The 26,849-nt window shown below is 53.4% G+C and carries 23 protein-coding genes; 10 read left to right on the forward strand and 13 right to left on the reverse strand.

Going from position 1 to position 26,849, the window contains the following annotated elements:
* Positions 1-39: 39 nt before the first annotated feature.
* Positions 40-1,689: a glycerol-3-phosphate dehydrogenase/oxidase gene (locus TURPA_RS00840; protein ID WP_014801387.1), complete on the reverse strand. Its 1,650-nt coding sequence runs from the start codon at positions 1,687-1,689 to the stop codon at positions 40-42.
* A gap of 158 nt (positions 1,690-1,847) precedes the next feature.
* Here TURPA_RS00840 and gltX point away from each other — a divergent pair, with 158 nt between their 5' ends.
* Genes gltX through trmB form a run of 3 tightly spaced genes read left to right on the forward strand, consistent with a single transcriptional unit; the run spans position 1,848 to position 4,716 of the window.
* Positions 1,848-3,404 (forward strand): glutamate--tRNA ligase, encoded by a 1,557-nt coding sequence (gene gltX / locus TURPA_RS00845; RefSeq protein WP_014801388.1) that lies wholly within the window; start codon positions 1,848-1,850, stop codon positions 3,402-3,404.
* Complete coding sequence (locus tag TURPA_RS00850; protein ID WP_014801389.1) at positions 3,401-4,048, forward strand: ATP-binding protein; 648 nt, start codon at positions 3,401-3,403, stop codon at positions 4,046-4,048. The genes gltX and TURPA_RS00850 overlap by 4 nt, the downstream gene beginning before the upstream one ends.
* Positions 4,045-4,716: a tRNA (guanine(46)-N(7))-methyltransferase TrmB gene (gene trmB / locus TURPA_RS00855; protein ID WP_014801390.1), complete on the forward strand. Its 672-nt coding sequence runs from the start codon at positions 4,045-4,047 to the stop codon at positions 4,714-4,716. Before TURPA_RS00850 ends, trmB begins: the two co-directional genes overlap by 4 nt.
* Here the strand turns inward: trmB and lnt are convergent.
* The 5 genes from lnt to TURPA_RS23250 form a co-directional block, all read right to left on the reverse strand.
* On the reverse strand, positions 4,685-6,298 hold the full coding sequence (lnt, locus tag TURPA_RS00860) for an apolipoprotein N-acyltransferase (RefSeq protein ID WP_014801391.1): 1,614 nt from the start codon (positions 6,296-6,298) through the stop codon (positions 4,685-4,687). The two genes, trmB and lnt, sit on opposite strands and share 32 nt — an antisense overlap.
* Positions 6,299-6,357: 59 nt before the next feature.
* Positions 6,358-7,440, reverse strand: a complete 1,083-nt coding sequence (locus TURPA_RS00865) for a lipase secretion chaperone (RefSeq protein ID WP_014801392.1) — start codon at positions 7,438-7,440, stop codon at positions 6,358-6,360.
* 85 nt (positions 7,441-7,525) lie between these two features.
* Positions 7,526-7,696: a hypothetical protein gene (locus TURPA_RS23245; protein ID WP_169314387.1), complete on the reverse strand. Its 171-nt coding sequence runs from the start codon at positions 7,694-7,696 to the stop codon at positions 7,526-7,528.
* A 5-nt stretch (positions 7,697-7,701) separates the two neighbouring features.
* A complete protein-coding gene (locus tag TURPA_RS00870; protein WP_157210341.1) occupies positions 7,702-8,148 on the reverse strand; it encodes an esterase/lipase family protein in 447 nt (148 codons plus the stop codon).
* Positions 8,149-8,219: 71 nt separating this feature from the next.
* Positions 8,220-8,372, reverse strand: a complete 153-nt coding sequence (locus TURPA_RS23250; protein ID WP_157210342.1) for a hypothetical protein — start codon at positions 8,370-8,372, stop codon at positions 8,220-8,222.
* A 128-nt stretch (positions 8,373-8,500) separates the two neighbouring features.
* Between TURPA_RS23250 and TURPA_RS23255 the strand changes: the two genes are divergently transcribed.
* On the forward strand, positions 8,501-8,689 hold the full coding sequence (locus tag TURPA_RS23255; RefSeq protein ID WP_157210343.1) for a hypothetical protein: 189 nt from the start codon (positions 8,501-8,503) through the stop codon (positions 8,687-8,689).
* A 19-nt stretch (positions 8,690-8,708) separates the two neighbouring features.
* Here TURPA_RS23255 and TURPA_RS00880 read toward each other — a convergent pair whose 3' ends face one another.
* The 6 genes from TURPA_RS00880 to TURPA_RS00905 all read right to left on the reverse strand — a co-directional run bounded on the left by TURPA_RS00880 (position 8,709) and on the right by TURPA_RS00905 (position 18,027).
* Complete coding sequence (locus TURPA_RS00880; protein WP_014801393.1) at positions 8,709-10,643, reverse strand: PP2C family protein-serine/threonine phosphatase; 1,935 nt, start codon at positions 10,641-10,643, stop codon at positions 8,709-8,711.
* Between the two features lie 82 nt (positions 10,644-10,725).
* Complete coding sequence (locus TURPA_RS21175; RefSeq protein WP_014801394.1) at positions 10,726-12,984, reverse strand: DNA translocase FtsK; 2,259 nt, start codon at positions 12,982-12,984, stop codon at positions 10,726-10,728.
* 259 nt (positions 12,985-13,243) lie between these two features.
* Positions 13,244-14,170 (reverse strand): septal ring lytic transglycosylase RlpA family protein, encoded by a 927-nt coding sequence (locus tag TURPA_RS21180; RefSeq protein WP_014801395.1) that lies wholly within the window; start codon positions 14,168-14,170, stop codon positions 13,244-13,246.
* Between the two features lie 67 nt (positions 14,171-14,237).
* On the reverse strand, positions 14,238-15,407 hold the full coding sequence (gene lpxB / locus TURPA_RS00895) for a lipid-A-disaccharide synthase (protein ID WP_014801396.1): 1,170 nt from the start codon (positions 15,405-15,407) through the stop codon (positions 14,238-14,240).
* A 16-nt stretch (positions 15,408-15,423) separates the two neighbouring features.
* Positions 15,424-16,836 carry an amidophosphoribosyltransferase gene (gene purF / locus TURPA_RS00900; RefSeq protein WP_053332258.1) on the reverse strand — a complete coding sequence of 471 codons (1,413 nt, stop codon included), beginning with the start codon at positions 16,834-16,836 and terminating at the stop codon, positions 15,424-15,426.
* Positions 16,837-16,956: 120 nt separating this feature from the next.
* On the reverse strand, positions 16,957-18,027 hold the full coding sequence (locus TURPA_RS00905) for a hypothetical protein (RefSeq protein WP_014801398.1): 1,071 nt from the start codon (positions 18,025-18,027) through the stop codon (positions 16,957-16,959).
* A 507-nt stretch (positions 18,028-18,534) separates the two neighbouring features.
* Here TURPA_RS00905 and TURPA_RS00910 point away from each other — a divergent pair.
* The 6 genes from TURPA_RS00910 (at position 18,535) to TURPA_RS00935 (ending at position 25,669) form a co-directional block, all read left to right on the forward strand.
* Positions 18,535-19,395, forward strand: a complete 861-nt coding sequence (locus tag TURPA_RS00910; RefSeq protein WP_014801399.1) for a MotA/TolQ/ExbB proton channel family protein — start codon at positions 18,535-18,537, stop codon at positions 19,393-19,395.
* A gap of 52 nt (positions 19,396-19,447) precedes the next feature.
* Complete coding sequence (locus TURPA_RS00915; protein ID WP_014801400.1) at positions 19,448-19,876, forward strand: ExbD/TolR family protein; 429 nt, start codon at positions 19,448-19,450, stop codon at positions 19,874-19,876.
* Positions 19,877-19,977: 101 nt separating this feature from the next.
* Positions 19,978-20,628, forward strand: a complete 651-nt coding sequence (locus TURPA_RS23925) for an energy transducer TonB (protein WP_053332081.1) — start codon at positions 19,978-19,980, stop codon at positions 20,626-20,628.
* Positions 20,629-20,770: 142 nt separating this feature from the next.
* Complete coding sequence (locus tag TURPA_RS00925; RefSeq protein WP_014801402.1) at positions 20,771-23,605, forward strand: TonB-dependent receptor; 2,835 nt, start codon at positions 20,771-20,773, stop codon at positions 23,603-23,605.
* A gap of 55 nt (positions 23,606-23,660) precedes the next feature.
* The gene (locus TURPA_RS21190) at positions 23,661-25,121 is read left to right on the forward strand and encodes a hypothetical protein (protein ID WP_014801403.1); all 1,461 of its coding nucleotides are present in this window, start codon (positions 23,661-23,663) and stop codon (positions 25,119-25,121) included.
* Between the two features lie 44 nt (positions 25,122-25,165).
* Positions 25,166-25,669 carry a hypothetical protein gene (locus TURPA_RS00935; protein WP_014801404.1) on the forward strand — a complete coding sequence of 168 codons (504 nt, stop codon included), beginning with the start codon at positions 25,166-25,168 and terminating at the stop codon, positions 25,667-25,669.
* Positions 25,670-25,691: 22 nt separating this feature from the next.
* Here the strand turns inward: TURPA_RS00935 and TURPA_RS00940 are convergent, their stop codons facing one another.
* Positions 25,692-26,729 (reverse strand): pepsin/retropepsin-like aspartic protease family protein, encoded by a 1,038-nt coding sequence (locus tag TURPA_RS00940; protein WP_014801405.1) that lies wholly within the window; start codon positions 26,727-26,729, stop codon positions 25,692-25,694.
* Between the last annotated feature and the right edge of the window lie 120 nt (positions 26,730-26,849).

Genomic DNA, 26,849 nt, shown 5'->3' on the forward strand with positions numbered 1-26,849 from the left:
ATGGGTCCAGGCCTGCTAAATCTGCATGGCTGAGTTTCGTTAACCGATAATCGAACGCGATTTCTTAAATTCGGCAATTTCTTCGCGGCGACGGGTGCTGTCCCAGCGCAAGAGATCGCCCATGAGGGACGCGACGGCGGCAAGTGCCGAATCTGACACATAACCCATGTTGCCCAGGCCGCAGCGGCGCTTCATGAAGTCGCTCAGCGTCAGCGCCATTTCATGGTCAACCGCGTAGCAAATCTCTGCGAAAATAAACGGATATTCGTTTTCTATCGGGCGCAGCAGCGACTTGTCTTTAATGACGTAATCGAGCACTCTCTCATAGAGCGCACCATAAATTTCAATCAGGTGCTCGATCAATTGTGGTGCGAATACTTTGTCCCAGCGGGCGTGAGCTTCGGCGATAAAGGTGGCAAGCCGTGAACCGACCGCCCCGCCCACGACAGGTGTCTTGTGCGAAACCGAACGGCGGCGTGGAAAACCAAACTTACGTTCGACCAGATCAATCGTCTGCTCGGCGAGCGCGCGCGAAGTTGTCCATTTACCGCCAAAGACTGAAACGAGTCCGTCGACATTCTCTGTCTTCTTGTGGTAGACAATTTCGTGGCGGCGCGATGCCTTATATGTCGAAGTCACAGAACTTTCGGCGACGAGCGGCCTTAAGCCTGCGTATGAATTGACAACATCGCCGAGCACCTTCTTCTGCGGAAAGTAATCGTTGTATTGCTTCAGAAAAGTTTCCGCGTCATCGCGGGTGACGCTCAGATCGTCGGGGTCACCTTTATATTCGGTATCGGTTGTACCCAAGAGCGAATACTTACCCCATGGAATCAAAAAGATATGGTGCTTATCGCGTGTTTCTATGCCAATCGTCGCATTCTTGTGAAACCTGGGAAACAGAAGGTGTATACCCTTCGAGCGAACAAGTTTATGTTCGGGGTTTCGATGCAGCTTCGCGAGCACCATGTCACCCCACGGCCCTGTCGCATTGATCGTGACGCGCGAGCGTATGGGAAACTGCTTTCCGCTGATGCGGTCTTCGGCGATGACCCCTGAAACCTTTTTGCCCGACGCAGTCTCTTCGACGATAAAATCGGAGCAGCCAACGTAGTTCGCAACCTGCGCACCGCGTTCGGCGGCAGAAAGCACGTACTCGAGGTTCGACCGGTTCGGGTGCCGGTTCAGAGCGTCATAATAATGATAAGCGCCGCGCAGCCCGTTGGGATTCAGGCCCGGTTCAATCTGCAGCGCCTTTTCACGCGTCAGCCAGCGTTTGCCGTCGAGATGTTTGTCAGGGTCGTCGATGTAATTTCTGTCCCATGCGAGGGCATCATAGAGCGTGAGGCCGATACCGAGCATCCAGCGGGGGGTCGGTGTAAAGTCATAGAACGGCATGAGAAACGGCATCGGAAAAACCTGATGCGGCATGTTAATTTCGAGATAGCGGCGTTCGCGCAGCGATTCGCGCACAACGGGAATATCACCCTGCGCCAAGTATCTGAGGCCGCCATGAATCAATTTTGAGGTGGATGCAGAAGTCGCATGACCAAAATCGGCACGTTCGATCAGCGCGACTGAAAAACCCCGCAAGACGGCATCCCAAGCGATTGAGGCGCCGCTGACGCCGCCGCCCAGAACGAGCACATCGAATACCTGGTTCTGAAACCGCTGCAGATCTCGCTTCATTTATCGCCGGCCTGCCCCATGGCAGAATCGCGTTCAGAAATGACCTGTCAGACAGGTCGTAAACCACTATGTCTAATCATTGACCGGGTGTCCGGCGATTTGAGATTCGGTTATTGTCACATCACGAGCCGTCTGAAAAACTGAAACCATAAACATATATGTCTGAAATCCGCACCCGTTTCGCACCCTCACCCACAGGTTACCTGCATGTCGGTGGCGCGCGCACCGCACTTTTTAACTATCTCTATGCTCGGTCGCAAAAGGGAAAATTTATTCTGCGCATTGAAGATACCGACCAGGCGCGCTCGACCGAACAGAGCTACCACCAGGTAATCGACTCGCTGAAATGGCTCGGTTATGAATGGGACGAAGGCCCCGAGGTCGGCGGCCCGCACGGCCCGTACAAACAATCTGAGCGCCTGCATATCTACAAAGAATACGGCGAAAAACTCGTCGCTGAAAAAAAGGCGTACCCGTGCTTCTGCACGGGAGATGAACTCGATCGCAAGAAGAAACAGCGTGAAGCCATGGGCCTGCCCTATGTCTATGACGGCAAATGCCGTGCGTTAACCCCAGACGAAGTGGCTGAGAAAAAGGCGCAGGGGCTTGCGCACACCTTGAGATTTCGCACGCCTTCGAAAGAGGTTGTTGTCGAAGACATGGTTCAGGGGACCGTACGCTTCGATACGGCGCTCATTGGCGACTTCATCATCGTCAAATCTGACGGCTTTGCTTCGTACAACTATGCGGTCGTCGTCGACGATCATCTTATGGACATCACGCACGTAATTCGCGGCGTTGGCCATCTTTCAAACACCCCGCGCCAGGTTCTGATCTACGAAGCCTTCGGCTGGAAGGTACCCGCATGGGCGCATGTCAGTGAAATCGTCGGCTCAGACCACAAAAAGCTTTCGAAGCGTCACGGGGCAACTCCCATCACCGCTTTTCGCGACCTCGGTTACACGGCGCGCGCATTCAATAACTATATGGCATTATTGGGCTGGTCGTCGCCCGACGGCCGAGAGTACATGTCGATCGCCGAACAGAAATCGATCTTTGACGTTGCCCGTTGCAGCAAATCGCCGGCGATGTTTGATGTATTCGACCTCGCCAAAGCGGCAGAAGTCGATCTGGCGCAGGTTTCAATATCTGAGCTCGAGACTTATCTTTTTCCCAAATCGAAACTGAACTGGCTTTCGAACCAGCACATACGTGCGACTCCCGACGATGATTTCATCGCCGAAATTCTGCCCTTCGTCGCGGCGACCGGTGTTGTGCCTTCTGGCGAGTGCAATGCGGATAATGAACGTCTGCGCGGCATTTTGCTTTCGCTCAGGGTTTATCTCGATACGCTCGGGCAGATTAAGCAGTACCTGGCAGACTTCTACCTGCCCTTTAACCCGGTGTTAGAGAATTATGTCTCATCAGAGTACTTTGCAGCAGAAAATTTTTCGTCGCTCGCCGGGGCAATGCTACGTCAAATAGAGCAGATGGGCGATGCAACAGATACACTGGAACAGAATGCTATAAAAGATGCGATTAATGCCGTCGGCAAAGAGACGGGACTTAAAGGCAAGCCGCTCTTCATGGGTGTCAGGCTCGCTTCAACAGGCCGGCTCGAAGGGCTCGAACTGCCGGTTTATCTGAACCTGCTGGGCAAAGGGCGCGTAACAGAGCGTCTCTCAAAAATGGTTGCCCTCAAGAAGGCCTCGTGAATATCATATTGACCGTGCAAGAATTTGCGACAAATTCTCCCGCCACAAAAACGCAGATACTGTTTTGTGACTGGGCCGCACAAGACCAACGGCTGGCAGGCAAGACCCGTTTCGAGCGCGGTGTGTGCTTTATTCCCGCAGACCTGTCTGCCGTTGCCCACGTGCGCGGGTACATAGAATCGGTCGCCGGCATGTTTGACCTGTCTGAACAGAGCGTATTTGAACTTGCCCTCGTCGCCGATGAACTGGTGGCGAATGCGATTCTCGCGAGTTACGCCCGCAACGGTGCCGAAAACATCGTGCTCAAATGGACGATGCAAAATGGCGTTTTTAGCCTCAGCGTACTCGACTATGGCGGCGGCTTCAAACTTTCTGATGTGTTCGAAGAAATACCCAGGGGTGAAGATCTCGGCAGCTTTCTGCGCAGCCTCAAAGAATACCGTGAGGCACGCAAAGCTTTGATTCCGCTGAACGGTTCACTCATTGAACACCTGCGGTTCGGCAGGGGCCTGCGCATTATTTCTAACCTCGTGAGAAAGCTCGACATCGCCTTTCACGAAACCGACGGTTCGACAGCCCGCACTCCGGGTTCAAGCACGGTGGGTTCGATTGTGACAGTTGAATACGTCGCCGAAGCAGCATGAAGCTTGAGGCTGGCAGTTTGGCCTTGCAGGCCAAACTCTCGGCAATTCTCGCGAAAAAAGCGAAACGTGCCGGCGAATTCGCACTCCCGTTCGAACGCGATCATTTTCCCTTAAACGTACGCCATGCGTTTGCCGGTTTTGATAGGTTTGCCCTTGAAATTGGCTGCGGCTGGGGTGAATTTACCCGCGCGCTCGCCGTGCAGGCACCTGAAACGATGCACATTGCGGTTGAAAAAAAACTTGCGCGTGTCATCACGTCGGGCAAAGACCAGAAGCGAGCGGGTATCGCGAATATTCGCTATCTGGTGCTCGACGTCGCCTGGTTCTTTGCGGGAGTCTTCGACACGTCGCAATTCGATTCGATCACGATAAATTTTCCTGACCCGTGGCCTAAGGCGCGCCACCATAAACACCGCTTTATCTCGTCTGATTTCGTGGGCGAACTGGTTCGCATAGCTGCAGAGCGCGGCAGAATCACCTTTGCCACCGACAACTATGCCTATTCGCGCGAAGCGATGCAGGCCTTCGAAGGTGAACCCCGCCTGAAGAATATTCACGGGGCTTACCTGGCAGTCAGCGATATTGCGGGCAGACCGCGCAGCTTTTTCGAGACCCTGCACCGTAACGAAGGTGCACTCATTTATTTTCTCGAATACGAGAAGCTGTAAGGCGCGAGAGCAGCCACGGCCATGACGCAGCGAACATGAGCGCATAAAAACTAATCATCCCCAGAACTGAGAATGGGGTTCTGCGCGTTGTCAGCGGAATCTCTGCAAACAGAGTTTCTGGCCTGCCCTGTCCGGTGCGCGCCACGAGGTTCTCGCCGCGGTTATCGACCGCAAAACTGATGCCGCTCATCGCCGCCCTGAGCATCGGTCTGCCGTTTTCAACCGCGCGCAGCACCGTCGCCGAAGCATGCTGGGCGCCCTCAAAACCATCGCCAAACCATGCGTCGCTTGCAAGATTAATAATCACGTCCGCTGTCTGTGTCTGCGCATCTGAAGGGTACAGGGCCTCGTAGCAGAGCAATGGTTGAACCTGCAAAACGCGCGCTGTCTTGCCGAGATCAAAGTTCTGTCGCAGCACAGCGGGCTGTTGTACCAGAGAAAGTTCGCCCTGAATTTGCGTATAGGTGAGATGCTCGCGCTGGGCAACAAGCGGCAATTCAAGCGCCTGCGGTCGCAACGAGCCGGGTGTAAAATTGCCCGCCTCGGGAAACCACCGCCGGGCGCCGAACGGCAGGTATTCGCCCCAGGGAACAAGGCGCTTTTTGAAATACTGCGCCTCGGGAACATCAGCGCCGCGTGCAGCAAAGCGCGATCTCAAAGCATTGCTTTCTTTATGCATATCATGGTAGATAACGGCGACCTGCGCACGCCTGCGAAGATATTCGAGCGCCCCGTCGAAAGTGACCGAATAGATATTTCGGTTTGCAACACTGGGCGATGCGCTGTGAAACGGCATCGATGCTTCTGGCCAAAGAATCAGGTCGAGCGGCGCATGCAGCTGTAAGGCGTCGACAGACTGCGCAAACAGCCGGTTTATTGCCTCGCGGGCGAAATTTTCATCGCTGCTCTTGGCGGCAGGTGCCGGCCCGATACTCGTCTGGGCTATTGCCACCCGTAGCGGCGGCGACGAGGGCGCAGTGTCAGGCCAGTAGCGAAACAACAGCGCACAGAGAATCAGCGCGGCGATCAGCAAAGCCGGGCCCAGGTTGAACGCAGATTGCGAGTCGCTACGCCTGCGCAGTAACGGAGCGAGCAGAACTGCCGCAACCAACACTGCGAAAAAGCCCACAAGGTATACAGAACCGATCGCCGCAATCTGCCTTAGATGAGGTTCGCCCGCGATGCCGTTACCCCACGACCAGGGAAAAAGCTCTGGCGCGAGCGCATCGGCAATTGCGACAACCGAGGCCGTGGCCACGAGCGGCGCTGCGCCCTGTCGCAGAGTTAAGCGCAGGGAGCGCAGAGCAAAAAACACCAGAGGAAACTTCAGCTGAAACACGATGGCATACACCATCGCCAACAGAGATGCCAGAAAAAGATTCTGCCCCGTGTACCGCCATATTGTACCCGCTATCCAGCCAAAGGTGATTGCGGTTGTCGCGAGTGAAAACATCAGAGACGCGGCCAAGATCTGCAAAGGCCGGGCCCCGCGCTGCCCGTCACTGGCTAAGAACATCAGTGCAGGTGCTGCAAACCCGAGCGGCCAGATATCGAACGGTGAGAGAGCGAGCAGCAGGCACACGGCGTGCCCTATCGCAAAAAGCGCCTGCCGGCAGTAATAATTACGCAGGCCGGACAAACTTATTTCAGGTTATTCGTGCGAAGATACTCTTCGTATTGCATGCGGCGCTCGTAGGCTTCGGCTTCGTCTTTGCCGAGCAGTGAAACGCGCAGTTCTGAGAGTTTTGTCTTGCGCTCTACCTCAGACAGCGAGGCATTTTGCTGATTGAACTTCTGAGCCGCAGCCTCATACGCCTCGATTCGCTGCCGCTCTTGCTGTACTTCTTTGTCAACCTGTGCCATACGCCGCGCAGCATCACGCCCGAAATACTTTTCACGCATCTGCTGTGTTTCCACGGCGGCCGAATTTTTTCGCTGCATTTCATCGCCGCGCAGCATAAGCTCGGTTTCGTAGCGCGTGTACGCCGGCTCAGATTCTGTGTAGGCCGCATTGTAATCACCCAGCGATTTTTTTCTCAGGTCAAAATATTTCTGCACGCGCTCGTTCGCAGGCAATGCTGCCGAGCTTTTAATAAACTCTGCGAGTGCCTCTTGCGTGTCGGTGCGCGCTTCTTCATACCCAAATACGAGCTGCGCGTCGCTCTCAGAGAATATTTCTCGCCGCTTTTTCTTAATCTGCTGCTGCCGCTCTTCGACACTCAGATTTTCGGGCAGGATAAATCGCCGCATTGTGTCTTCGTACCGCAAATAGTCGCGAAAGAGCTTCAGCAGCTTCTCATTATCTGGCGCAGGATACTGCTCGCGTATAAAGGCTTCGATTCGCAGATTGCATTCTTCGGCGTTCATTTTCGGCGCTGGTGCAGCTTCGCTGGCCTGCTCTTTTGTGGGTTCGGTGGCGCCACGGCTGTCGCATTTCTGGCGCAGTTTCCAAAGTTCTGCAATAAGCGAAATGCGCCCGGTGCGGGCCATTTCAATCAGCTGCGCATAGGTATACATATTTTCTTCGGTAAAGAGTGATTTGCTATCGGCGGCGAACTGCCGGTATTCACCCGATGCCGGGTTTGCAGCCTGCGCCGCGCGCAAGGCCTGTGTTTTGAGCGCCTTGATCTTCTTGTCTTCTTCTGATTCAGGCCACAAGAACCACGCGAGCAGAAAGAACAATAACAGAATCGGTGCTGCCAGCAGTACATTGCGTTTGTTCATATTGATAATCCTTTGTTTGCAGAAGCTAACGTCAAACAAAAACAGGCCGGCTAGCCGGCCTGTTTTGCGTGGAAAACTCGGCTATCTATTGATTCGCCATCGCGTTTTTTGCCATGTCGAGGTAGAAACCATTCAGATCGAACCAATTTCCCAGAACATTGTTGGCGCTTTGCAGGTGGTCGACACCGGTTGAGTACAGCGGAACTGAAGGTGTACCCTTGTATGTGCCCCATTTTGCCGATGAGACAGGCACCATACAATCTAACTGCGTGCCTTGACCATAAAAGAGCGCGCCGATGTCGGTAATCGGGCAGATCCGGCCCATAGCAGGGTGTTGAATGCCGCCGAACCCGCTATTGTCAGGTCTTTCAGCGAAGCTGCCAGATCTTGCTTCGTGTTGCCATAGAGCAAAATGCCACTCAGGTACCCGACCGCTGCAACTGCGTGCGGCTGCAACCACGAGGGAATCACGTTCAAGACGATGTCAGCCATCGGTGCACCGCGGTGAGGGGTTGCAATCGACGTGAGAACACGTACTTTCGATGCCATGCCCAGATTTGCAACCATATAGCGTGCATCGAGGCCACCCTGTGAATGCCCCATGAGATTGACCTTCGTATAGCCGTTTGCCGCCATCCAGAGGTTGATGAGTTGTTTCATCTCTTCGGCGCGCGCGGCGTGGCTTTGCAATGCGGTCTTTGTGGGCACGTAAACCGAGGCGCCTTGCGACCAAAAGCGGATGTTCTCTGGCGAACCCTTATGTGCATTTCAAAAACCAGTCAGAGATTCTGCAGGCGCTGATCAGCCAGGGTGAAGCCGATCTGACACGACGCCTTCGCGAGGCTGAAGCCAAACATACTGATCTTCATCAGAAGCTCAGCGAAATAGCGCACGCCTATTGGGCGTTCGGCACCCACCACCGTGAGCTGCATCGGCTCATGTTCAGCAACGGCGAACGCCGGCTATATGTAAAAAAATCCGCTATGTTCAACCTTCGTTTCGAGTATTTCTGCACGCGATACGCAAAAGCACAAAAGAGGGTGAATTTCTGAACCAAAGCGTGAACTCGCTGGAAATTGCCCGCACACTCTGGGCCTGGATGTATGGACTGCTGAACCTCGAATACGAAGGGTTAGTGCAAATAACCCCAGAAGACGACCCGGTTCAAAAGGGAATGGATCTGTTCTATGAGATGCTCACGAAGGCGCGTATACTCGATGCATCGAACAACCGCAGAAAACCTGGCTAATTGCCCGAGCGGTTGTTTTTCAAGAACCTGTTAGCAGACCTTCAAGCCGTTTGACGGCCCGATTTTCAGGGTCAAAAGCCTGCGCTTTCTTGAATAGCAATGCTGCCTTGTCTTTTTTTTCCAGGCGGCGATAGATATCAGAGAGATTCACGATGCCATGAAAACTCATCGGTTCGCGCAGAATCAACCTTTCGCCATAATCGGCCGCACGCTTCAGCAGGCTCTTGTCGCCGTTCGCGCAATACTTCAATGCCCGCGAAGTCAGGTAGATCATGCCGAGATCTGACGGGTCATAGTTGCAATACTCTTCGCCCAGAGCTGCTGCTTTGGCGAAGTGCTTCAACCGCGAATTCAGAAGCGCTAGTTCATAAACGATTTTGGGGTCATGCGGATTTTCAGCGTACAGCTTATCGAGCTCTTGCGCAGCCCCCTCGTAATCTTTGTTCTGCGCATAACGCCGAATCACCGAAAGATCTGATTTCGTGATGGGTTCATGGCCTGTGCCGTCGTACGTAATGCGAATCAGCGACAGGTCATCGGTTATATCGCCGCGCTCTTGCAGCTGGCGGCGAATTTCGTGCAGATCGCCATTCGCTTTTTCGATGGTACGCAAAAACAGCGTTTCATCAGAATTAATCATCGAGTTGCCCATTTCGTCGCGCCCCATCGAGATGTCGTCGCGACCGTCTGAACCAGCAAAGATCACATCACCCTGCTGCAGGCGGTACGTCTTCACTCTGAACAGCTCTTCGTTTTCGGGCATTCCCAGTTTTCTGAGCGTCATTTCTTCTTCAATAAAAGACGCTTCGCCGTTTCGCAGCACGACGATCCACGGGTGCTCAGCGTTAATGTAATACAGCAAACCGCTGTCTTCGTCGATCAGCCCAATCACGGCTGAAACCAGCATGCGGCCGTCAAAAGAGATCATCACATGGTCTAATTCTTCGTAGCAATCGCGCAGCCACTGCTCGGGAAATACAAAGCGGCTCATCTCATCGTTTTGCGTACGGTGCAAGAACGACTTAAAGACCGTGCCGAGCACCAGGGCGCCACCTGCCCCCTGAATCGACTTGCCCATCGCATCACCGTTCATAAAGGCAACATAACGTTTGTTGCGCAGAATCACGCTGTTCGACGAGCTGATGTCGCCGCCGATTTCAGAATGCCATTGCCTGAACTGAAACTTCTTCTTCTGTTCGGTCAAAAACTCGACGCGAATTCGCGATGGCACGGCCTCGTTGAGCGCCAGGGGATGCAGCAGCTGCGAAGTGAGAAAATAATCGCCGTCTTGCTGGGTCTTGAGTTCGTTGATGCGCTTGATCTGGGCTTCAATTTCAATATTTTTGAGTTCAATTTTTTTCGTTTTCATAAACGACCCGAAACGAATGCGGTCGAGCATAAAAGAAAACGAGATTGCGATCACATATGATATGAGCAGGTTGTTCATCGAATACGCGGCCGCTGGGGTAGAGAGATTTGGTTTGTGAACGAGCACCGAAATCACGAAAGTCAGAATCGAGATGGTCTCGAGCGCCAGAAAAAGCCGAAACGCGACAGGCGTTGCAATCGGTATCATCACCACAATCTGCAGGCCCGAAACATAGTTCGGGTCGTCTGCGATGCGCCCGGTGAAGAATGAGGTAGCGACAATGACATAACCAATGAGCAACTTGATCGAGAGCGCCCCAAACCTGCTGAGCTGCGGTATAAACGTCGCCAAAAAGACCAGAATCGCAATGCCCGTCAGCCCTAAACGAAAATACAGCAGCTCGGGAAATTCAGGGTGCAGCTTCTTATCGGTATTAAAGGCAAAATCGAGCCAGGCAAAAATGGCGATCGCCGAACCAATGCGCACAAAGCCATTCAGCTGCCGATCCATATCGGCGACAAACTCTTGCCGGTACTGTATTCTGTCTGGGTTCTTACGGAAGAGGTTCCGTAGCCTGCTCATCATGGGGACTTATTAACATTTGTAGCGTCTGTGTCAACTCGCTAGGGCGAGTTGACACAGACGCTACATTTTCACTCGTTTGGTGTCACAGCGCGCGGCCTGGCCCACCTTGGCCTGTGCCAATAATTTCTCGTGGCTTAGAACCAATCTGTGGGCCGATCATGCCGCGCGCTTCGAAGGCTTCGATGAGACGCGCTGCCTTGTTGTAACCAATGCGCAGGCGACGCTGCAGATAGCTCGCCGATGCCTTTTGGCTTTCGACAATAATCTGCCAGGCCTCTTCAAACAGTTCTTCGTCGCCGGCTTCAAGTTCGCCCATTTTACCTTTGGGGTCTTCGAGGGTAATATAAACCGGCTTCGCGAGCTTCTTTGCGTACGCGACTACATCCTCAACTTCATTGTCTTCGATGAGCGGCACCTGCGCGCGTATCAGCTGCGCTTTTGAAGGATGTCTGAATAGCATGTCACCCTGACCCAACAGTTGCTCTGCGCCATTGCCATCGAGAATCGTGCGTGAGTCGGTTTTTTGCGCCACCTGCAGCGCTATACGCGCCGGGCAGTTTGCTTTGATGAGCGCAGTGATGACGTCAACCGACGGACGCTGTGTTGCGAGAATCAAGTGAATACCCACGGCCCGCGCCTTTTGCGCAAGGCGAATGATTGAAGATTCAACTTCTTTACCCGCCACCATCATCAGGTCGCCGAGCTCGTCGATCAGCACGACGATGTATGGCATAATCGGAGTTTCTTCGCCGATATTCTTGTTCTTGCCGCGCTGCGTTCGCACCTTCTCATTATACGAACGAATGTCGCGCGTACTCATGTCTGCCAGGTCTTCGTAGCGGCGCTCCATCTCTTCAACGGCCCAGTTCAGCGCGAGAATCGCCTTGTTGGGTTCGGTAATCACCGGGTGCAACAGATGCGGTATGTCGTTATACCCCGAAAGCTCGACAAGCTTGGGGTCAACCAGCAAGAACCTCACCTCTTCGGGGGTTTTGTGCAGAATGAGACTCGAGATGAACGAATTCACCGCAACAGATTTGCCCGAACCTGTCGCGCCCGCAATCAAAAGGTGCGGCATGCGCGTCAGATCTTCAAGCAGAAGGTTGCCCGCGATGTCGCGGCCAAGGGGTAACGGCAACTCGCCGCCGAATTCTTTATAGCCGATGTCGTTCAGAATATCGCCGAGCAAAACTTTCACGCGCTGCTTGTTGGGTATCTCAATACCGACGGTTGATCGCCCGGGAATCGGGGCTTCGATGCGCACACGCATCGCCTCGAGCGCCATCGCGAGTTCGTCGGTCAACGCCAGAATGCGGTTTACCTTGATACCGGCAGCCATCTTGAGTTCGTAGCGCGTAATGATCGGCCCGCGCTGAATACCGATGACGCGCCCTTCGATCGAAAACTGGTCGAGCGTCTCTTCGAGTTTCGCAATGACATTCTGCGCTTCTGCCGGGTTAGAAAACTCGAGTGCGTGGCGCTGCGTCTTCAGTAAAGGGAACAGAATTTCGCGCTGGCGGCTCACGTGCACCTGCGGGGTGACAGAAGCGCGATCGATTACCGCGGGCATTGGCTTCGGCGCTGCCTCGCGTTTTATGAGAGCTTCGGCTTTGAGTCTCACGCTGGCCTTACCGTCGGCTTCTGCGCTTGCAGCTGGTTTCGCCGGCGGTGCTACGGGTTCAGATTTTTCGAGCAACTCTTCAAATGATTCGTCTTGCCCGTCAGCGGCAATATCCATGGTGATAATTTCTGCAGTGTCTTCGGCCGGTGCAACAGCGACACGTGCCCCCTGCAGCAGCGGGTCGAGTGCGTCGATCGCGGCATCGGGCGCTGACCATGGGCGGGAGACTTCAAAATCGGCGGCATCAAAGAGGCGCTCAAGGTCGAACTCATCACCGCCCGCATAGTCTAGCGTCGAATAAGACAGGTTATATTCGCCCGGCTGCTGCGCTTTGGGTCGCGGCGCATCGAGCGTGTATGCATATTCCGTCGGCGCTGCGACCGGCCCGACCGCGACGCGCTGCGGCGGCCTGTCATCGTGCGCCGGTGTGCGGGGCAAGTCTGCTTCAGCCGTCGTTTCGGGCATGATGTTTGCGGCCGCGATATCGAGCGGCGCAATGTGAAATGCATAGCCGTCGAGCTGCGCCACGCGCGTCGGCTTTGGTGCACTTTCTGTGTGGCGCATTTCGCCGAGCTTTTCGGCGAGGCGACTTTTCCACTGCAGCTCAGGTTCTGGTTTGTCAGGCACGGGCACGCGAATTTTCTGAATCCACGGCGGGCGTGCTTCACCTTTGATCTCGACAGATGAGGATTTCTCAGTGTTCTTGAGCCATTTCAGCATAAATCAAACCGGCTTCACTGATTATCGGCAAGATTTGAATAAAGCCTCAGACACAAAAAAAGGGCCATGCGGCCCTTTTTTTGTGTCATATGGCTAATACTGTGATAAACAGGCTCCGGCCCGATTACCGAAAAAGCGCAAAGTCTCGGCATTTGCTTCCGCAAACGCCTGCTAAAGCGCTACGCGGCATGAGCCGCTTCGCTGCTTTGCGCTTTATTCGGGGCCGTGCGCCTGCTAAGCGGTTCCATTCAGGAACCGCTTAGCCCACTTTGCCGCGGTACATTACCTCAACACCGTCGTCGCTGAGTTTCTTTAAGAAATCCTTCGCTTGTTTGCGTGATTTGAAATCACCGAGACAGACAAAGTGCCACTTTCCATTGGTTGCGATAAATGCTTTTTGAGGATACGCTTCGAGAATTTCATCGCGATGGCGCTCAGCGTTTACTTTTTTCTTGAACGCGCCAACCTGTACGGTGAAACCCTTTGGCTTTTTGCCATCGAGAAACGTGATTTTCTCTTTGCCTGAGCCGGCTGATTTGATTTTTGTATCGTCTTCTTCATCCGCAGCGTCATCGGCCTCGAGGTCGGCAGCAGGTTCTATGATTTCTTCTGAAGCCTCACGCTTCTTCTTTGATTTTTTAGCTTTACCTGCCTTGGCCGACGCACAGATGCCGTCCTTGCCAACGTCGGCCTCGTCACATCCTTGTGACTTCGCCATAAAGTTGTCCTCACCGGCCTGCACCAGCTCAAGCTGCACTTTTGCTGTTCCCTTCTCGGCAAAACCGAGCTCGCGGGCGGCGGCAAAACTCACGTCCATAACGCGGCCTTCGACGTAGGGCCCGCGGTCGTTCACTTTCACCATCGCCTTCTTGCCGTTTTCAAGGTTCTTGACGAGAACGAGTGAATTCATCGGGTAATCGCGGTGTGCAGCGGTCATCTTATTCATATCAAACAGGTCGCCGCTCGCCGTCGGCCTGCCCTGCAGCTCTTTGCCGTACCATGCAGCATAACCTTCTGCTGTCAGCGCAGGTGTTTTTTCTTCGCCCATTGTGCCGTCTTGCAGAACAGGGTCTTCACCGCGGTTGGCGACGCCGGTTACAGCAGGGTCATTGGGGTTGGTACGCGCCTGCGGTGCGCGGCAGGCGATGAGCGCAAACATGGCAATAAACAGAAGTGAGGCTTTCATACTTCAATCTTCGGGCGGTTATGAGGCGAGACTTAGCTTTTTTTAGTAGAATTTGATGCCACAGGCATCAAATTCTATCAATAAGAATCTTCGCCGCCTGCTTTGCAGGCTCGTATGCCGTCAGGCGTTTGGAAATTTTTGCAAGTTCACCCTGCTGTGTTTTGCGGTAGTCAGTGTTCTGCAAGATCTTCTCGAGTTCGTCTGCCATGTGCTTCGCCTTGAGGCGGTGCTGCAAAAACTCTTGTACTATGAATTTTCCGGCAAGCACATTCACCATACCGATATAAGGTATGCGCACAACACCCTTGAAGATTGTATAAGACATCCAGGAGGATCTATAAAGAATCAGGTGCGGTACGCCAAAGAGCGCACACTCGAGGGTTACGGTGCCAGAGCACGCAATCGCAGCGCTCGCCAGATTTAATACATAGGGCGCCCCATATTCGACGAGGTACGTATCAGGAGGCAGGTTATATTTCGAGAGCTGCGCATGTATATTCTCATTGGCCGCCGGTATAACAAATACGTAACCCGGGTGTTTCTTCTGAAAAAGCCGCACCCCGTCGAGAATGCGGCTGGTGTGGTGCTCAATTTCGGCAGGTCTTGACCCGGGCATGATCGCGATAATCGGGCGTTTTTCTTTGAACACATTACGGAGTTGCGGCACTTTCATGAGCGGGTTACCGTCACGCAAAATTCGTTTCTTGAAATCTGCAGTTTCGGTCGTCAGCGGGTGCCCGATATAGTGCGCCTCGACGCCGATCTTATTGTAAATTTCAGGTTCGAAATCGTACAGGCAGAGCACACGCTCAAAACGGTCGCGTATTTTGAAGATACGCTTGTATTTCCATGCCCAGACGGTGGGTGACACAATCATGGTGCATTTGATGCCCTTTTCTTTGAGCTTGGCAGCAATCATGATATTAAACCCCGGAAAATCAACCAGCCACGCTTCGGTCGTGCCGTTCGAGACCGCCTCTTCAACGAGACGATCCATAATTTTGGTGAGCCGCCGGTAGTTTTTGGCCGCTTCGAAAAAGCCGACCGTCGACAACTCTTCAGAAGTGACGCGCACATCGACACCCGCCTCGCGCAGCCTACGGCCACCACAGCCCCAGAGATTTACTTTTTTCTTCTTTAATACCTCGCGTACGATCGCTGAGGCAAGCAGATCACCCGATTCTTCGCCTGCAATAATGAGTACGCGCGAACTGGTTTGCGTGTCTGCGACAGGCAAGCCAGTTCGCGCTTTACTACGCGCTTTCTTCGATTTCGTATTCGCTGAAGAGCGTTTTTTGGTTTGAGTAGATCGCTTCGTTTTCATCGAGCCTCACCGGATATTTGCCGTCGAAACATGCAGTACAATAACCGGCGTTGCCAGAACCGCCTTCGATATCAGCCGCGCCACGTTGCATGCCCTCGAGCGAAAGGTATGCGAGTGAATCGACGCGCAGGTATTTGATAATCTCTTCAATCGTGTGCGTCGCCGCGATCAGCTCTGACGGGCTCGGTATGTCGATGCCATAATAACACGCATGCCGTGTTGGAGCGCTCGCGATACGGACGTGAATTTCTTTTGCGCCGGCGTTTCTGAGCATCTTCACAATCTTGCGGGTCGTCGTGCCGCGCATAATGCTGTCGTCGATCACGACGACGCGCTTGTCTTTCACAACAGCGGCGATCGCATTGTACTTGATTTTCGCGCCAAAGTCACGGATTTTCTGATCAGGTTCGATGAACGTGCGGCCGACATAGTGCGAACGAATGAGGCCCATGTGGTAGGGCAATCCGCTTTGGCGGGCATAACCGAGCGCAGCTACAGAAGATGAATCGGGTACGGGCATCACAAGATCGGCTTCGACGCCCGACTCTTCTGCGAGAATTTCGCCCATGCGCAGGCGCGTGTTATAGACCGACTTGCCGAAGACCAAAGAATCGGGCCGCGAAAAATAGACATATTCGAAAATGCAGAGGTTCTGCGAAGTTTTCGCAAACGGAAAAAGCGAAGTCACGCCGCGCGGGGTCACAACAACAAGTTCACCCGGTTCAATGTCGCGCACGTATTCGGCGTCGATAATGTCGAGCGCGCAGGTTTCAGAGGCAAAAATAAAGCCGTCATCTTTTTTACCCATGACAAGCGGCCGAAACCCGTTCGGGTCGCGCAGAGCATAGAGCGTGTCGCCGGTGAGCACAACGAGCGAATACGCGCCACGAATCTGCGTCACCGCTTCAATGAGCGCGTCAGTAAAATTGTCGGCGCGCGAACGCGCAACCAGATGGCTGATCACTTCGGTGTCGATCGTCGTCTGAAAAAGCGACCCCAGCTCTTCGAGCGAACGGCGAACAGTCTGTGCGTTGGTTAAATTACCGTTGTGTGCGAGCGCCATGGTGCCGAGGCGCGATTCGAAACGAATTGGCTGCGCGTTGCGCAAGAAGCTCGCGCCGGTGGTCGAATAGCGATTATGAGAAATGGCGTGCCGGCCCATGAGCTGGCGAATCTTTTGTGGCGTGAATACATCCGCAACTTTGCCCATGCCTGCGTAGCGGTAGAGGCGTTCGCCGTCAGACGAGACGATGCCTGCGCTTTCTTGGCCACGGTGCTGCTGCGCGTAGGCGCCCAGGTATGCGTGGTTCGCAGCCTCTTCGACGTTATAAACGCCGACGATGCCGCATTCTTCTTTAGGATAGTGTTTATTTGAAGCGGGTGCTCTTTGACCGGTCTGACGCTGCTTTTTCTTGTGGCTCACCCTATTCGGTTATAAAGGCTAAGCGACATAAGGCGCAAATCAAAACTTGTAGTGCACCCCGGCGAGTACGAGCGGCAAGAAAGTCATGGTGCCCTGCTCAACATAGGCCAGTGATTCGGCGCTCACCGACAGGTCGATCAGCTGGTTGACGCGAAAACCGGTCATGAGCCCTGCCCTGCCGAACGGAAAGCCGTTATTCAGGGTCGAATTGATGCCACTGCCTGTGACTGTAGTCGTTTGCATGACGTAGCCGCCACCCAGCTGTGGTTCAAGATACCAGCGTGCCGATAGCCCGATGCGGTACCCTAAGCTCCACGATGCCATGTAATTGGCTGTGGTCGCTGAGGCACCAAGCTGCTGAATCGCGGCATCGTTACCCTCTCGAAGCCGGTGGCCCATGAATGTAAAACCCAGTTCGGTCGTTAAGCCCCCGAACCGCGGCATATTGGCGTGCAGAATCGCCCCCAAAGCCGGTAGCTGCGCGGTAAAATATTTCGCATAGCCCGAAACGTAGACGCCGCCACCGCCCCTGAGGCCGAGGCTAAAATCAGAGAAAAACGGCGCGCTTTCGGCCGTAAGGCCTGAGCGTGCTGCATCTTCTTTACTCGGGATAACCTTGCGGGTTTCGGCTTCCATACGGTCGGCGACCTGGCCCACGGCAGTGAAAAGCTCGCTGTCTGCCGGCAGATCGAGCTCAATCGTGGCAATTGTCTTCTTCTTTTTAACGTCGAGCAGGTGCGCCGTTGCATGAATGCTCGATTTGATCTTGCCCCCGGCGAGTTTCTTGTTCACGGGTTTAAATCCGCCGTTGATCACAATATCTTGGTTGGCGAGAATACCGAGGTTCATTGCCGCAGTGCGGGTGTGAAAGTCGTCTTTGAGGATAAAGTTCTGTTCTGCGACCAGCGTCCATTTTTCTTCGGCGAGCTCGTCGAACGCAAATTTCTCGCGCAGACGCTCTTTGAGGCTGTCGGTGATCGAGCCCTCAAGGTAGGCGAAATTGGCGTCTTTGTCGATGTTGATGATCGGTAGAATAATGACTTTTTTGAGGGCCGCGAATGCGGGTGAAAATGCGGTAAATACCAAGACGAGAGGCAGTACTCGGCGCATCAGGCAGGGTAATACCGGGCTGACGCCGGTGTCAATTCGAAATATACGTAGCTCGGTAGTGCCCGATGAACCATGTGAATACCTCGTTGATAAACCACGGAGGCCGCGGAGGGACACGGAGATGAAGACAGAAGAATGCCTAACGCCGACCGAATGCCCAAAATTACCGATAAATGCTATTTTCTGCCATGAGCGGCAGGCCGACAAAGAGCTCGGAGTTCAGCGCAGCTATGGAATTCCATAGCATAGGCTGATTCTGGCAGACCTCAGCTATGGATTTTCAGGGCCATGAACGGAACTGGACTGGCATTCTGCCGACAGCCTACTGTTTCCTTGTGAGGAAACTCTGGGCACTGCACCAATTGCATACACTTAGTTAATTAGCTAAGTTTACAATTTACAATATATCTCAGTCTTGAGATACAGCCGCAGAGGGGTATGGCAAGGTCTGAGAATCAGCCCAAGGGACTCATTCTCAGACTTTGAACCCCAAAAACAGGAGATACCATGTTCAAAAACCTCGTAAACAGCCCCAAAAGCACCGGCAAGACCTTGCTTTTTCTCGTTCTTTCGCTCGGCGTCGTGTTCGTGACGATGTCTGTCACGGCGCAGACAGCCGCTCCGGCGGCGGCAGCCCCCGCAGCAGGCGCCCCAGCCGCTGGTGCGGCGTCCCCTGCGGCAGCGGAAACGGCTCCCCTCGGCGCCGAAGGTAACAAAGAGGCCGCAGCTTTCGCTGAAGCGGGCGAACTCAATATCTTTCACAGCAAAGACCCGGCCCTGTGGATTCTCATGGCGCTCTTTCTGGTCGCGCTCGCCATCGGCGCTGACCGCCTGTGGGTAATTCTGAACAGCAAGTCGGCCAACGCCGAACTCGTGCGCCTGGTGACTGAAAAGCTCAGCCAGAACCCGGCAACCGGCGAAGAACTCGCAAAAGAAGTCTCTGACCCAAAATATGGTGTCGAAGGCCGAATCGTCGCCGTCACGCTCAAAGGCTGGCAGCACGATGAAGATACAATTCAGTCATACGCCAATGCCGCTACCGTCGCCGAGCGCCGCTACCTGAGCAGCCGCCTGCCGATTCTCTCAACGCTCGGCAATAACGCGCCGTTTATCGGTCTTCTCGGCACGGTTCTCGGTATTATGAAAGCGTTTCGCGACCTCGCGGGCGCTGCCGACGCAGGCCCACAAGTGGTAATGAAAGGTATCTCTGAAGCACTCGTGGCAACCGCGATGGGTCTTGGCGTGGCGATACCGTGCGTCATGCTCTTCAACTATTTCTCATCGGTCATTAAGCGCAAAATGTCAAACTCAGAAGAAGTGACCAACATTATCGTCGCATTGCGCCGCGCGACGCGGAGCGGTAAATAAGCCTCACCCCCAGCCCCTCTCCTGAAGGAGAGGGGAGCAAAAGGAGAAAACTATGGCTGCTAAAGTAGGTAACGATTCTGGCGACGAGGTCATTGGCGACATCAACGTCGTGCCCCTCGTCGACATCATGCTCGTGCTCGTGATCATTCTGATGGTCACCGCCGAGTTCACCAAATACCGCACCGTGCCGATTCAATTGCCGAAGGTAAACGCCGTGGCGATGAAACGCGAACCGCACAAAGTCGCGATCACGATTAAGCCCAACGGCAAGGTCTTTATCGGCGACAAAGAAGTCAAAGACCTCGCAGAACTTGGACCCCGCCTCACGTCAGCGAAGAAAGCGCAACCCGACGTTGCCGTGATTCTGCGCATGGAAAAAGATACAAAGTACAGCGACATGCTGAAAGTGCTCGATGACGTTAAACTCTCGGGCATCAGCAAAGTCGGTCTTGCGGTCGATTCGGCCAAAAAAGGCAAGTAGGATTTATGACGCTCACAAGTCCCCCCTCCGCCTTTGGCACCTCCCCCCGCAAGCGGGGGGAGGCTGGGTGGGGGGAGAAACGTAGCTCACGCAGCGGCGTCGTGAGCTTTGACGGCATTCGCCTGACAGACGGCCGGCTCGTCTACCCGGGTCTTTCGAACACGTTCGAGAACTACGAGACGATTCCCTGGGTAAGCCGCAACAAGTCGGTCTGGCTCGGGGCGATCTTGCTGGTGTTATCGATTGCGATCACCGTCGTCAAAATCGACTGGAGCCCCGACGATTCAGAGCTCGACAAGCTCGCCGTGACCGTCGACTTCGGCGACGTGGTGCAGCCGTTCAAAAAGAAGAACGTCAAACCACGCGAAGAGGTCGACGAAGTTTTCGGCAACGAGTTCTTGAAAGACAAGACACCGCCGGACCCGAACCAAGAAGACCCACGCATTGCGACGGCGGTGAACGCGGCAGTCGGCGGCGCGACGATGCCTGTCGACCTCTCACCCGAGATTCGCCCTGCCTACACGTCTGAGGCGCGGTCCGCCGGTATTGAAGGCGCCGTCACGCTTGAGATTGTCATCTCTGAAGACGGCAAGGTCTTGCGCGCAAAACCCGTCGGCAAAAAGCTCGGCATGGGCCTCGACGAAGCCGCAGCCAAAACCTACAAAGCCAAGCGCTTCAAACCCTCAATCGGCCCGGCCGGCAAGGCAATCGTAGTCAAATATTATGAGCGCGTAAAATTCGTTCTCAACTAAGGTATGCGAGCAACAGGCAGAAATAAAATTTCTGCCTGTTTTTTCGAATGAATAGTTAATCAGCCAATTAACTTTGCCGTTTAGCTAAATACCTAAATATAGCTTTACACCATAACGCACAGCACAAACAAGGAGTTACAAAATGAACCAGAGCCCCAAGAAACAGGGTAATCTCAGCCGCACGGCGACCAGAACAGCACGGGGATTAATCCCCCTTATGCTGCTCGTCTCGATCAGCGGTATCGGCGCACAACGCAAGGGTGCAAAACCCGCGGCAGCGCCCGCGGCCGTCGCAACCAGCGGCGCCACCGGCACAATTCGTGGCCGCGTGCTCGATTCTGCTAACGGCGAGGCGATGATCGGCGTCACCGCAGTGATCAAAGAACTCGGCGTCTATGGCATCACCGACATCGACGGCAACTACGTCATCACCAACGTGCCCGTCGGCGAGCAGACCGTCACCTACCAGATCACCGGCTACCAGCCCTCGGCAACGAAAGTCACTGTCGGCACCGGCAAGGCAGCAGTCGCGAACGTGACGCTGAACTACAAAGTCTCGTCAGAGGTTGTGGTAACAGCTAAGCGGGTCGATAATACTGCTGCCTCGCTGCTCAGCAAGCAGAAGAAAGCGGCGGCGGCGCAAGATGCGATCTCGGCTGAGCAGATCAGCAAATCGCCTGACAGCGATGCCTCTGATGCAGCGAAGCGCGTCACAGGCGTCAGCATCGTCGGGGGCGGGCAGTTCGTCTTCATTCGCGGTATGTCTGAACGTTATTCGATGGTCCAGGTTAATGGTTCGCAGGTACCCTCACCGATACCCACAAGGCGTGTCGTACCATTGGATATCTTTCCCGTATCACTGCTCGACAACGTCACGATCATCAAAAGCTATTTGCCAGAGTTGCCAGGTGAATTTGGCGGCGGCGTCATCAATATCAATACGAAAGACTACCCCGACGAACGCGAAGCAAAAGTGGGATTGTCTTTTGGTATGAATTCAATCACTACCTTTCAGCCATTCGGTACTTACAAAGGTGGCTCACTCGATGCACTCGGCTATGACGACGGTGGCAGGGCTTTGCCCGCGAGCGTTGTAAATAACAAGATTTCGCCCTTTAGCTTCGGTGAAGGTTTCACGAACGCTGAGAGAATCGAATTCGCGAAGAAATTCAGCAATGTCTGGTCTCGTCAGGATATTTCGGGCAGGCCAGCGGGAAAAATTGAAGCTTCTTTTGGCAAAACGTACGAAATAGACGAGACCCGCAAACTGGGCTTTCTCGTTTCTGGATTTTTTCAGGAAAGCTCACAGACAGAAAAAGGCACCTTCAAACGCTACCTCGCCGACAAGTCGGTTGCTGCTGATTATAAATATGAAGACTTCAGCTATTCTACGCTGAAAAGCGCTCAGATTTCCACGGCGTTTGCATCTTCGAAGCAATCGAAGTTCAAGCTTAACAGCTTTTACACCCATAAATCAACTGACACAACCCGTCAGAATAAGGGGCAATACGATTTTTCAAATCAAGGAACCAAAACCATCCTTAGTTTCCAAGAATCGAGTCTAATCTTTAACCAGCTCGCTGGCGAACACCGGCTGGGCTTTCTGGATTCAGAGATAAACTGGTTCGGTACCGTTGCTCTCGCTGGCCGGGACACGCCGGATACACGCGTCACTCGGTACGGCATTGACGGCCAATTTCAGCAGACGCGCAACATGACGCGGTACTTTAACAAGCATAATGAGCAGGTCTACCAGGCGGGTGCAAGCTGGTCAATACCGTTTGAACAATGGTCGGGTCTTAAGTCAAAATTCACGCTCGGTGCTGATGGCTCGTACCGAAATCGTGAGACGATCAGCCGCCGCTTTACTCATGACCTAACGAACACTGCAATCGACCTGACACAAACGGCTGAGCAGATTTTTCTCACCGGCGCGCCCATGATGTCAGAAGTCACTGGCACTTCTGAGGCCGAAGGCTTTGATGCCTACAACGCTAAGCTCGCCATAGGTGCCGGCTATACACAATTTGACGTGCCTTTAATTCCAAGAGTGCGTCTTGTTACGGGTGTGCGCGCCGAATCATGGGAGCAGACTAGCGAATCGTTCAACATATTTGCGCGAAATCAGAAAGTCAATGCTGCACTGAAATCTACAAACTTCATGCCGGCGGCGAATTTGATTTATACGCCTATTGACGATCTGAATATTCGCTTCGGGGCAAGCCAAACACTCAACCGACCGGACTTCATCGAAGCCTCAAACTTCAGAGTTTTTGACGATCTCGTGACAGGTGCCTTGATCAAAGGTAACCCTAATCTTTCGGCTGCAACTATCAATAACTATGACACGCGCATCGAATGGTTTCCTGCGGTGGGTGAGATTATAGCTATCAGCGGCTTCTACAAAGACATTCGCAACCCAATCGAGGCGACCGTAGGCGCCCTTGCAGACGACCTACAGTTTACGTACGTGAACCAATCCCGCGCGAAACTACTCGGTGCTGAATTTGAAGTCCGCAAGAAACTCGGATTCATTACCAGCTATATAGAAGAATTTTCTGCGCTCTTTAACGCAACCTATGTGACCTCAGAGATTACAGTGAATCCTAACCTCACGACGGCAGAGACCAATCCAAATCGACCGCTTCAGGGTCAGTCACCTTGGTTGTTAAATGCGGGTCTCTACTACGACCGGGAAAAATCAGGAACCAGTGTAGCGGTACTCTATAACATCTTTGGCCGAAGAATTGCCCAGGTGGGTGTCAACGGCCTGCCGAATACGTACGAAGAAACTTACGGCACCCTCGACATGATCGGTAAACAAAAACTCGGCGAGAAGATGGATTTGAAAGTATCCGTGGGTAATATTCTGAATCCACTAATTGAAGTCAGTCAAGGGAGCGGCAGCGAAAGGCAAGAGATTCAGACGTATCGACGAGGTGTGAACATTTCGTTTGGTCTGACCTACAAACTATAAGAAATCGCCGCAACGCAGTACATAAATGCTGAAAGAAATTAACAGGAGAAAAAGAATGAAACCAACAACAAAATGGTTGGCACTCGCGGTTGCGGCAACTTTCGCAGTCTCGTGTGCCAAATCTGAGGATGCGGCGGCGGCAAGCTCGACTGTATCAAACCCCGTCTGCACGCCAAGTGAGACAATCGAAGGCATTATTACAGCGAATAAGACAATCGCGGCTAATGCCTGCGTCGCGATTCGCGGCAAAGTAGAGGTGAACAGCGGCGTGACGCTGACTGTGAATGCAGGTGCGCGCGTACTCGCTTCGACCAGTACGCTAAGCTACATTCTGGTTAAGCGTGGTGGCATAATCACCGCCATAGGCACGGACACCAACCCCGTGATTTTCACCAGCGGTGGCAACCAAGGTTCACGCAATCCATCAGACTGGGGCGGTATCGTGATTCATGGCAAATCGGCTACGAATAACACAGCGAGCGCAGATTATGCGACTGACTCAGAAATCTTCACCGGTCCTTATGGTTGCGGTGACGCAGGCAACGCATGCGCGGGCACTTTGGGCAACACTGACAACAGCGGTACGCTGCAGTATGTGCGCATTGAATTTGCTGGTCGCGAAATCGCGAGTGGTAAAGAATTTAACGGCTTGTTCCTCGCGGGTGTTGGCAGTGGAACGACCATCGACCACGTGCAGTTTCATCGCGGGTCAGACGATGGCATAGAGATATTTGGCGGTGCAGTAAACGTGAACTACGCACTCATCACCAACAATCAAGATGACGCATTTGATGTCGACGAAGGCTGGAGAGGTACTGCCCGCTACATCGTAGCAGCTGTGCCTAAAGACGGCGACCAGGGCATCGAATATGATGGTGTTGGTGCAGACGCGAACCGGTCAACTAACGCAAAGCTCTCAAACTTCACAATTCTTGGCTCATATAACAAGACAGTCGAGGGCATAATCAGCGTGCGTGCAAGCGGCACTATGGAACTCGACAACTCTTACATCGCCCACGTTTGGGGTGCGAATGGCGTCATTGCAGTTGCAGCCAACTCAATTACCAACGCAGGCAATACGCCAGCAACCAACTACGGAGCGTCTTTCGACCTGCGCTTTCAGTCGAATGTAATTGAATGTGCATTCACCAACGCAACATTCACGACAGCCAAGACTACAGCCGATAGCTTGTTTTGCTCTGGAGCGAACCAGCCTGCTGGCTGCGTGGCTAACACCCTGGCAGTAACTTTTCCAGATGGCAACACCAACAACGTAACCACAAACCTGGCATGCACGACTCCATCACTGAGCCGACCCTCAGAAGGTGTTCTCTGGGGTGCTACAAGCGGCATCAATGAGTTTCGGCCAACGGCGGCAATTACTGCCACGTATGCAGACCCTGCAGCCGCTCCAAATGGTACTGATATGGCGACCGCCACATTCATCGGCGCTTTCCAGAACCAAACAGACAATTGGGGCACAACTATGGGCTGGGTATCTTTCCCGGCGAACTAACGCTTGTCAATGGCGGTCGGTAACCGACCGCCTTTCCACAGACCATGAAAAAAGTATTTATCTTCACCTTATTGATTTTCGTGGCATGCGGAAAGAAGCTTCCGCCTCTTTCTGATCCCTTTGGTTCCATTCAGGAGCTAACAGAGCATCATTTGCGCTGTATCGAAGCAAACGATGCACAGTGTCTGAACGCCAGGTTGCTCACCTTTGGTGAGTTTCGCAAGTCCGTTTACCAACAATTGCCTGAGGCGAAAGATGGCAGCATCGCAGAGAACGATTACTGGGGTTGGACTCTTCCAGACCGGCAGAAGGGCACAAAGAAGCTCTTTGAACGCTTTGGTGGCTTGAAGCTCATTAAGATGACTGTGGGCCAGCCGAAAAAGATTCTAAAACTCGACGGCATAAAAATTCACCGCGACCTGCCGCTCTACGCTGAATTTCTCGATAAGGAAGAGAACAAGACCGTCACGCTGGCCAACTCCGAAATACTGAAAGCCGTCGTTGAAGTGAACGGCGGGTTTAAGCTATGGAATATTGCTTACGAATAGCTACCTACCGCGCGCCGTTGCCCTAGTTGAATCGTAAGTAAAGGGTCATATTTCCCATGTCGATGATTGCGTTGTGTTCAACGAGAAAATCGAGCCCGAGGGCACCCATGTCTAGATTATCCTCGGCTAATCCCAATTCTTGCATTTTAGCTTTGCGCTTACTAATGTCTTTTGCATTAAACAGCGATTGATGTTTCACTTGGTAAGCGTCATTGATGACCAGATTTTCCAATAAAACTGCATACTTATCTTGTCTGTTGCCCGCTGCGTCTATCGATGCAGAATCTTGATACCGATAAAATTCATTTGCCTTATCGGCAACGAGATCACGATAGACAATTGACATGTGTGCGCCGGTATCGACCAACATGCGACCACTGCGCCCGTTCATTTTCACGTTCACATAGGGCACGCCGAATTTGATCGGTGTCCCTTTGCCGCGCTTAATCTTGAGAGTCGCGCTATAATCCCATCCGTGCATCGGCAATTCCGCGAACCCATGCCCTTTCAGCAGTTTAACCAGAGACTTGGCCGGGATACCATCGGGTTGAATCGCCAGAAATCGAAAACGGGTAAAAATGACGGCGGCTGAGAAACGTAAATACTCCGAACCGAGAAGTGGGTCGCCCCGCAAACTTTCATGCGTACCAAAAACCCAAGGAGAATAATCGTAACCAGCGACCTGAAATGATCGCGCCAGCGCCAATTGTTGTCCTTTTAGTACGTCAAGCCAGGTTACGAATACCTTATCCTCTTCATTCGAGAAGTCTCCGATCAGTAGGCCAAACGTCTCTGCACGCCCTTTGCCAATGCTGGAGAACGTTGCGCCGGTATCGAGTAACATCTTCTTTTCATGACCGTTGAACCTGGCCCCAACAAGTAGGCCGCCGTTCACGAGGTCAAGGCGCTCTGATTCAAAGCCCTGTGCATAGAGTGTCTCAAGCGCCGCATTTGTCGAGACGACTGCCTCTTCAGCTGAAAGTCCTGTCGGCCGAGTCCAATTGCGTGTGCTCTTCTCGCAGCTGGCACAAAGCAAGATTGCAACAACCAAAAACCGCATGGGTAAATGCCTTGGCTGCCACAGGCCAGTAAAGCAGGGTTCAAAATGCTTCGCAGGCAAACCAACCGATATTTTTAGTCCCCAACCCCAAAATGCCTTGCCAGCCGGATTCAGTTCTGT

This window comes from Turneriella parva DSM 21527, from assembly GCF_000266885.1.
GTDB classification, from domain to species: domain Bacteria; phylum Spirochaetota; class Leptospiria; order Turneriellales; family Turneriellaceae; genus Turneriella; species Turneriella parva.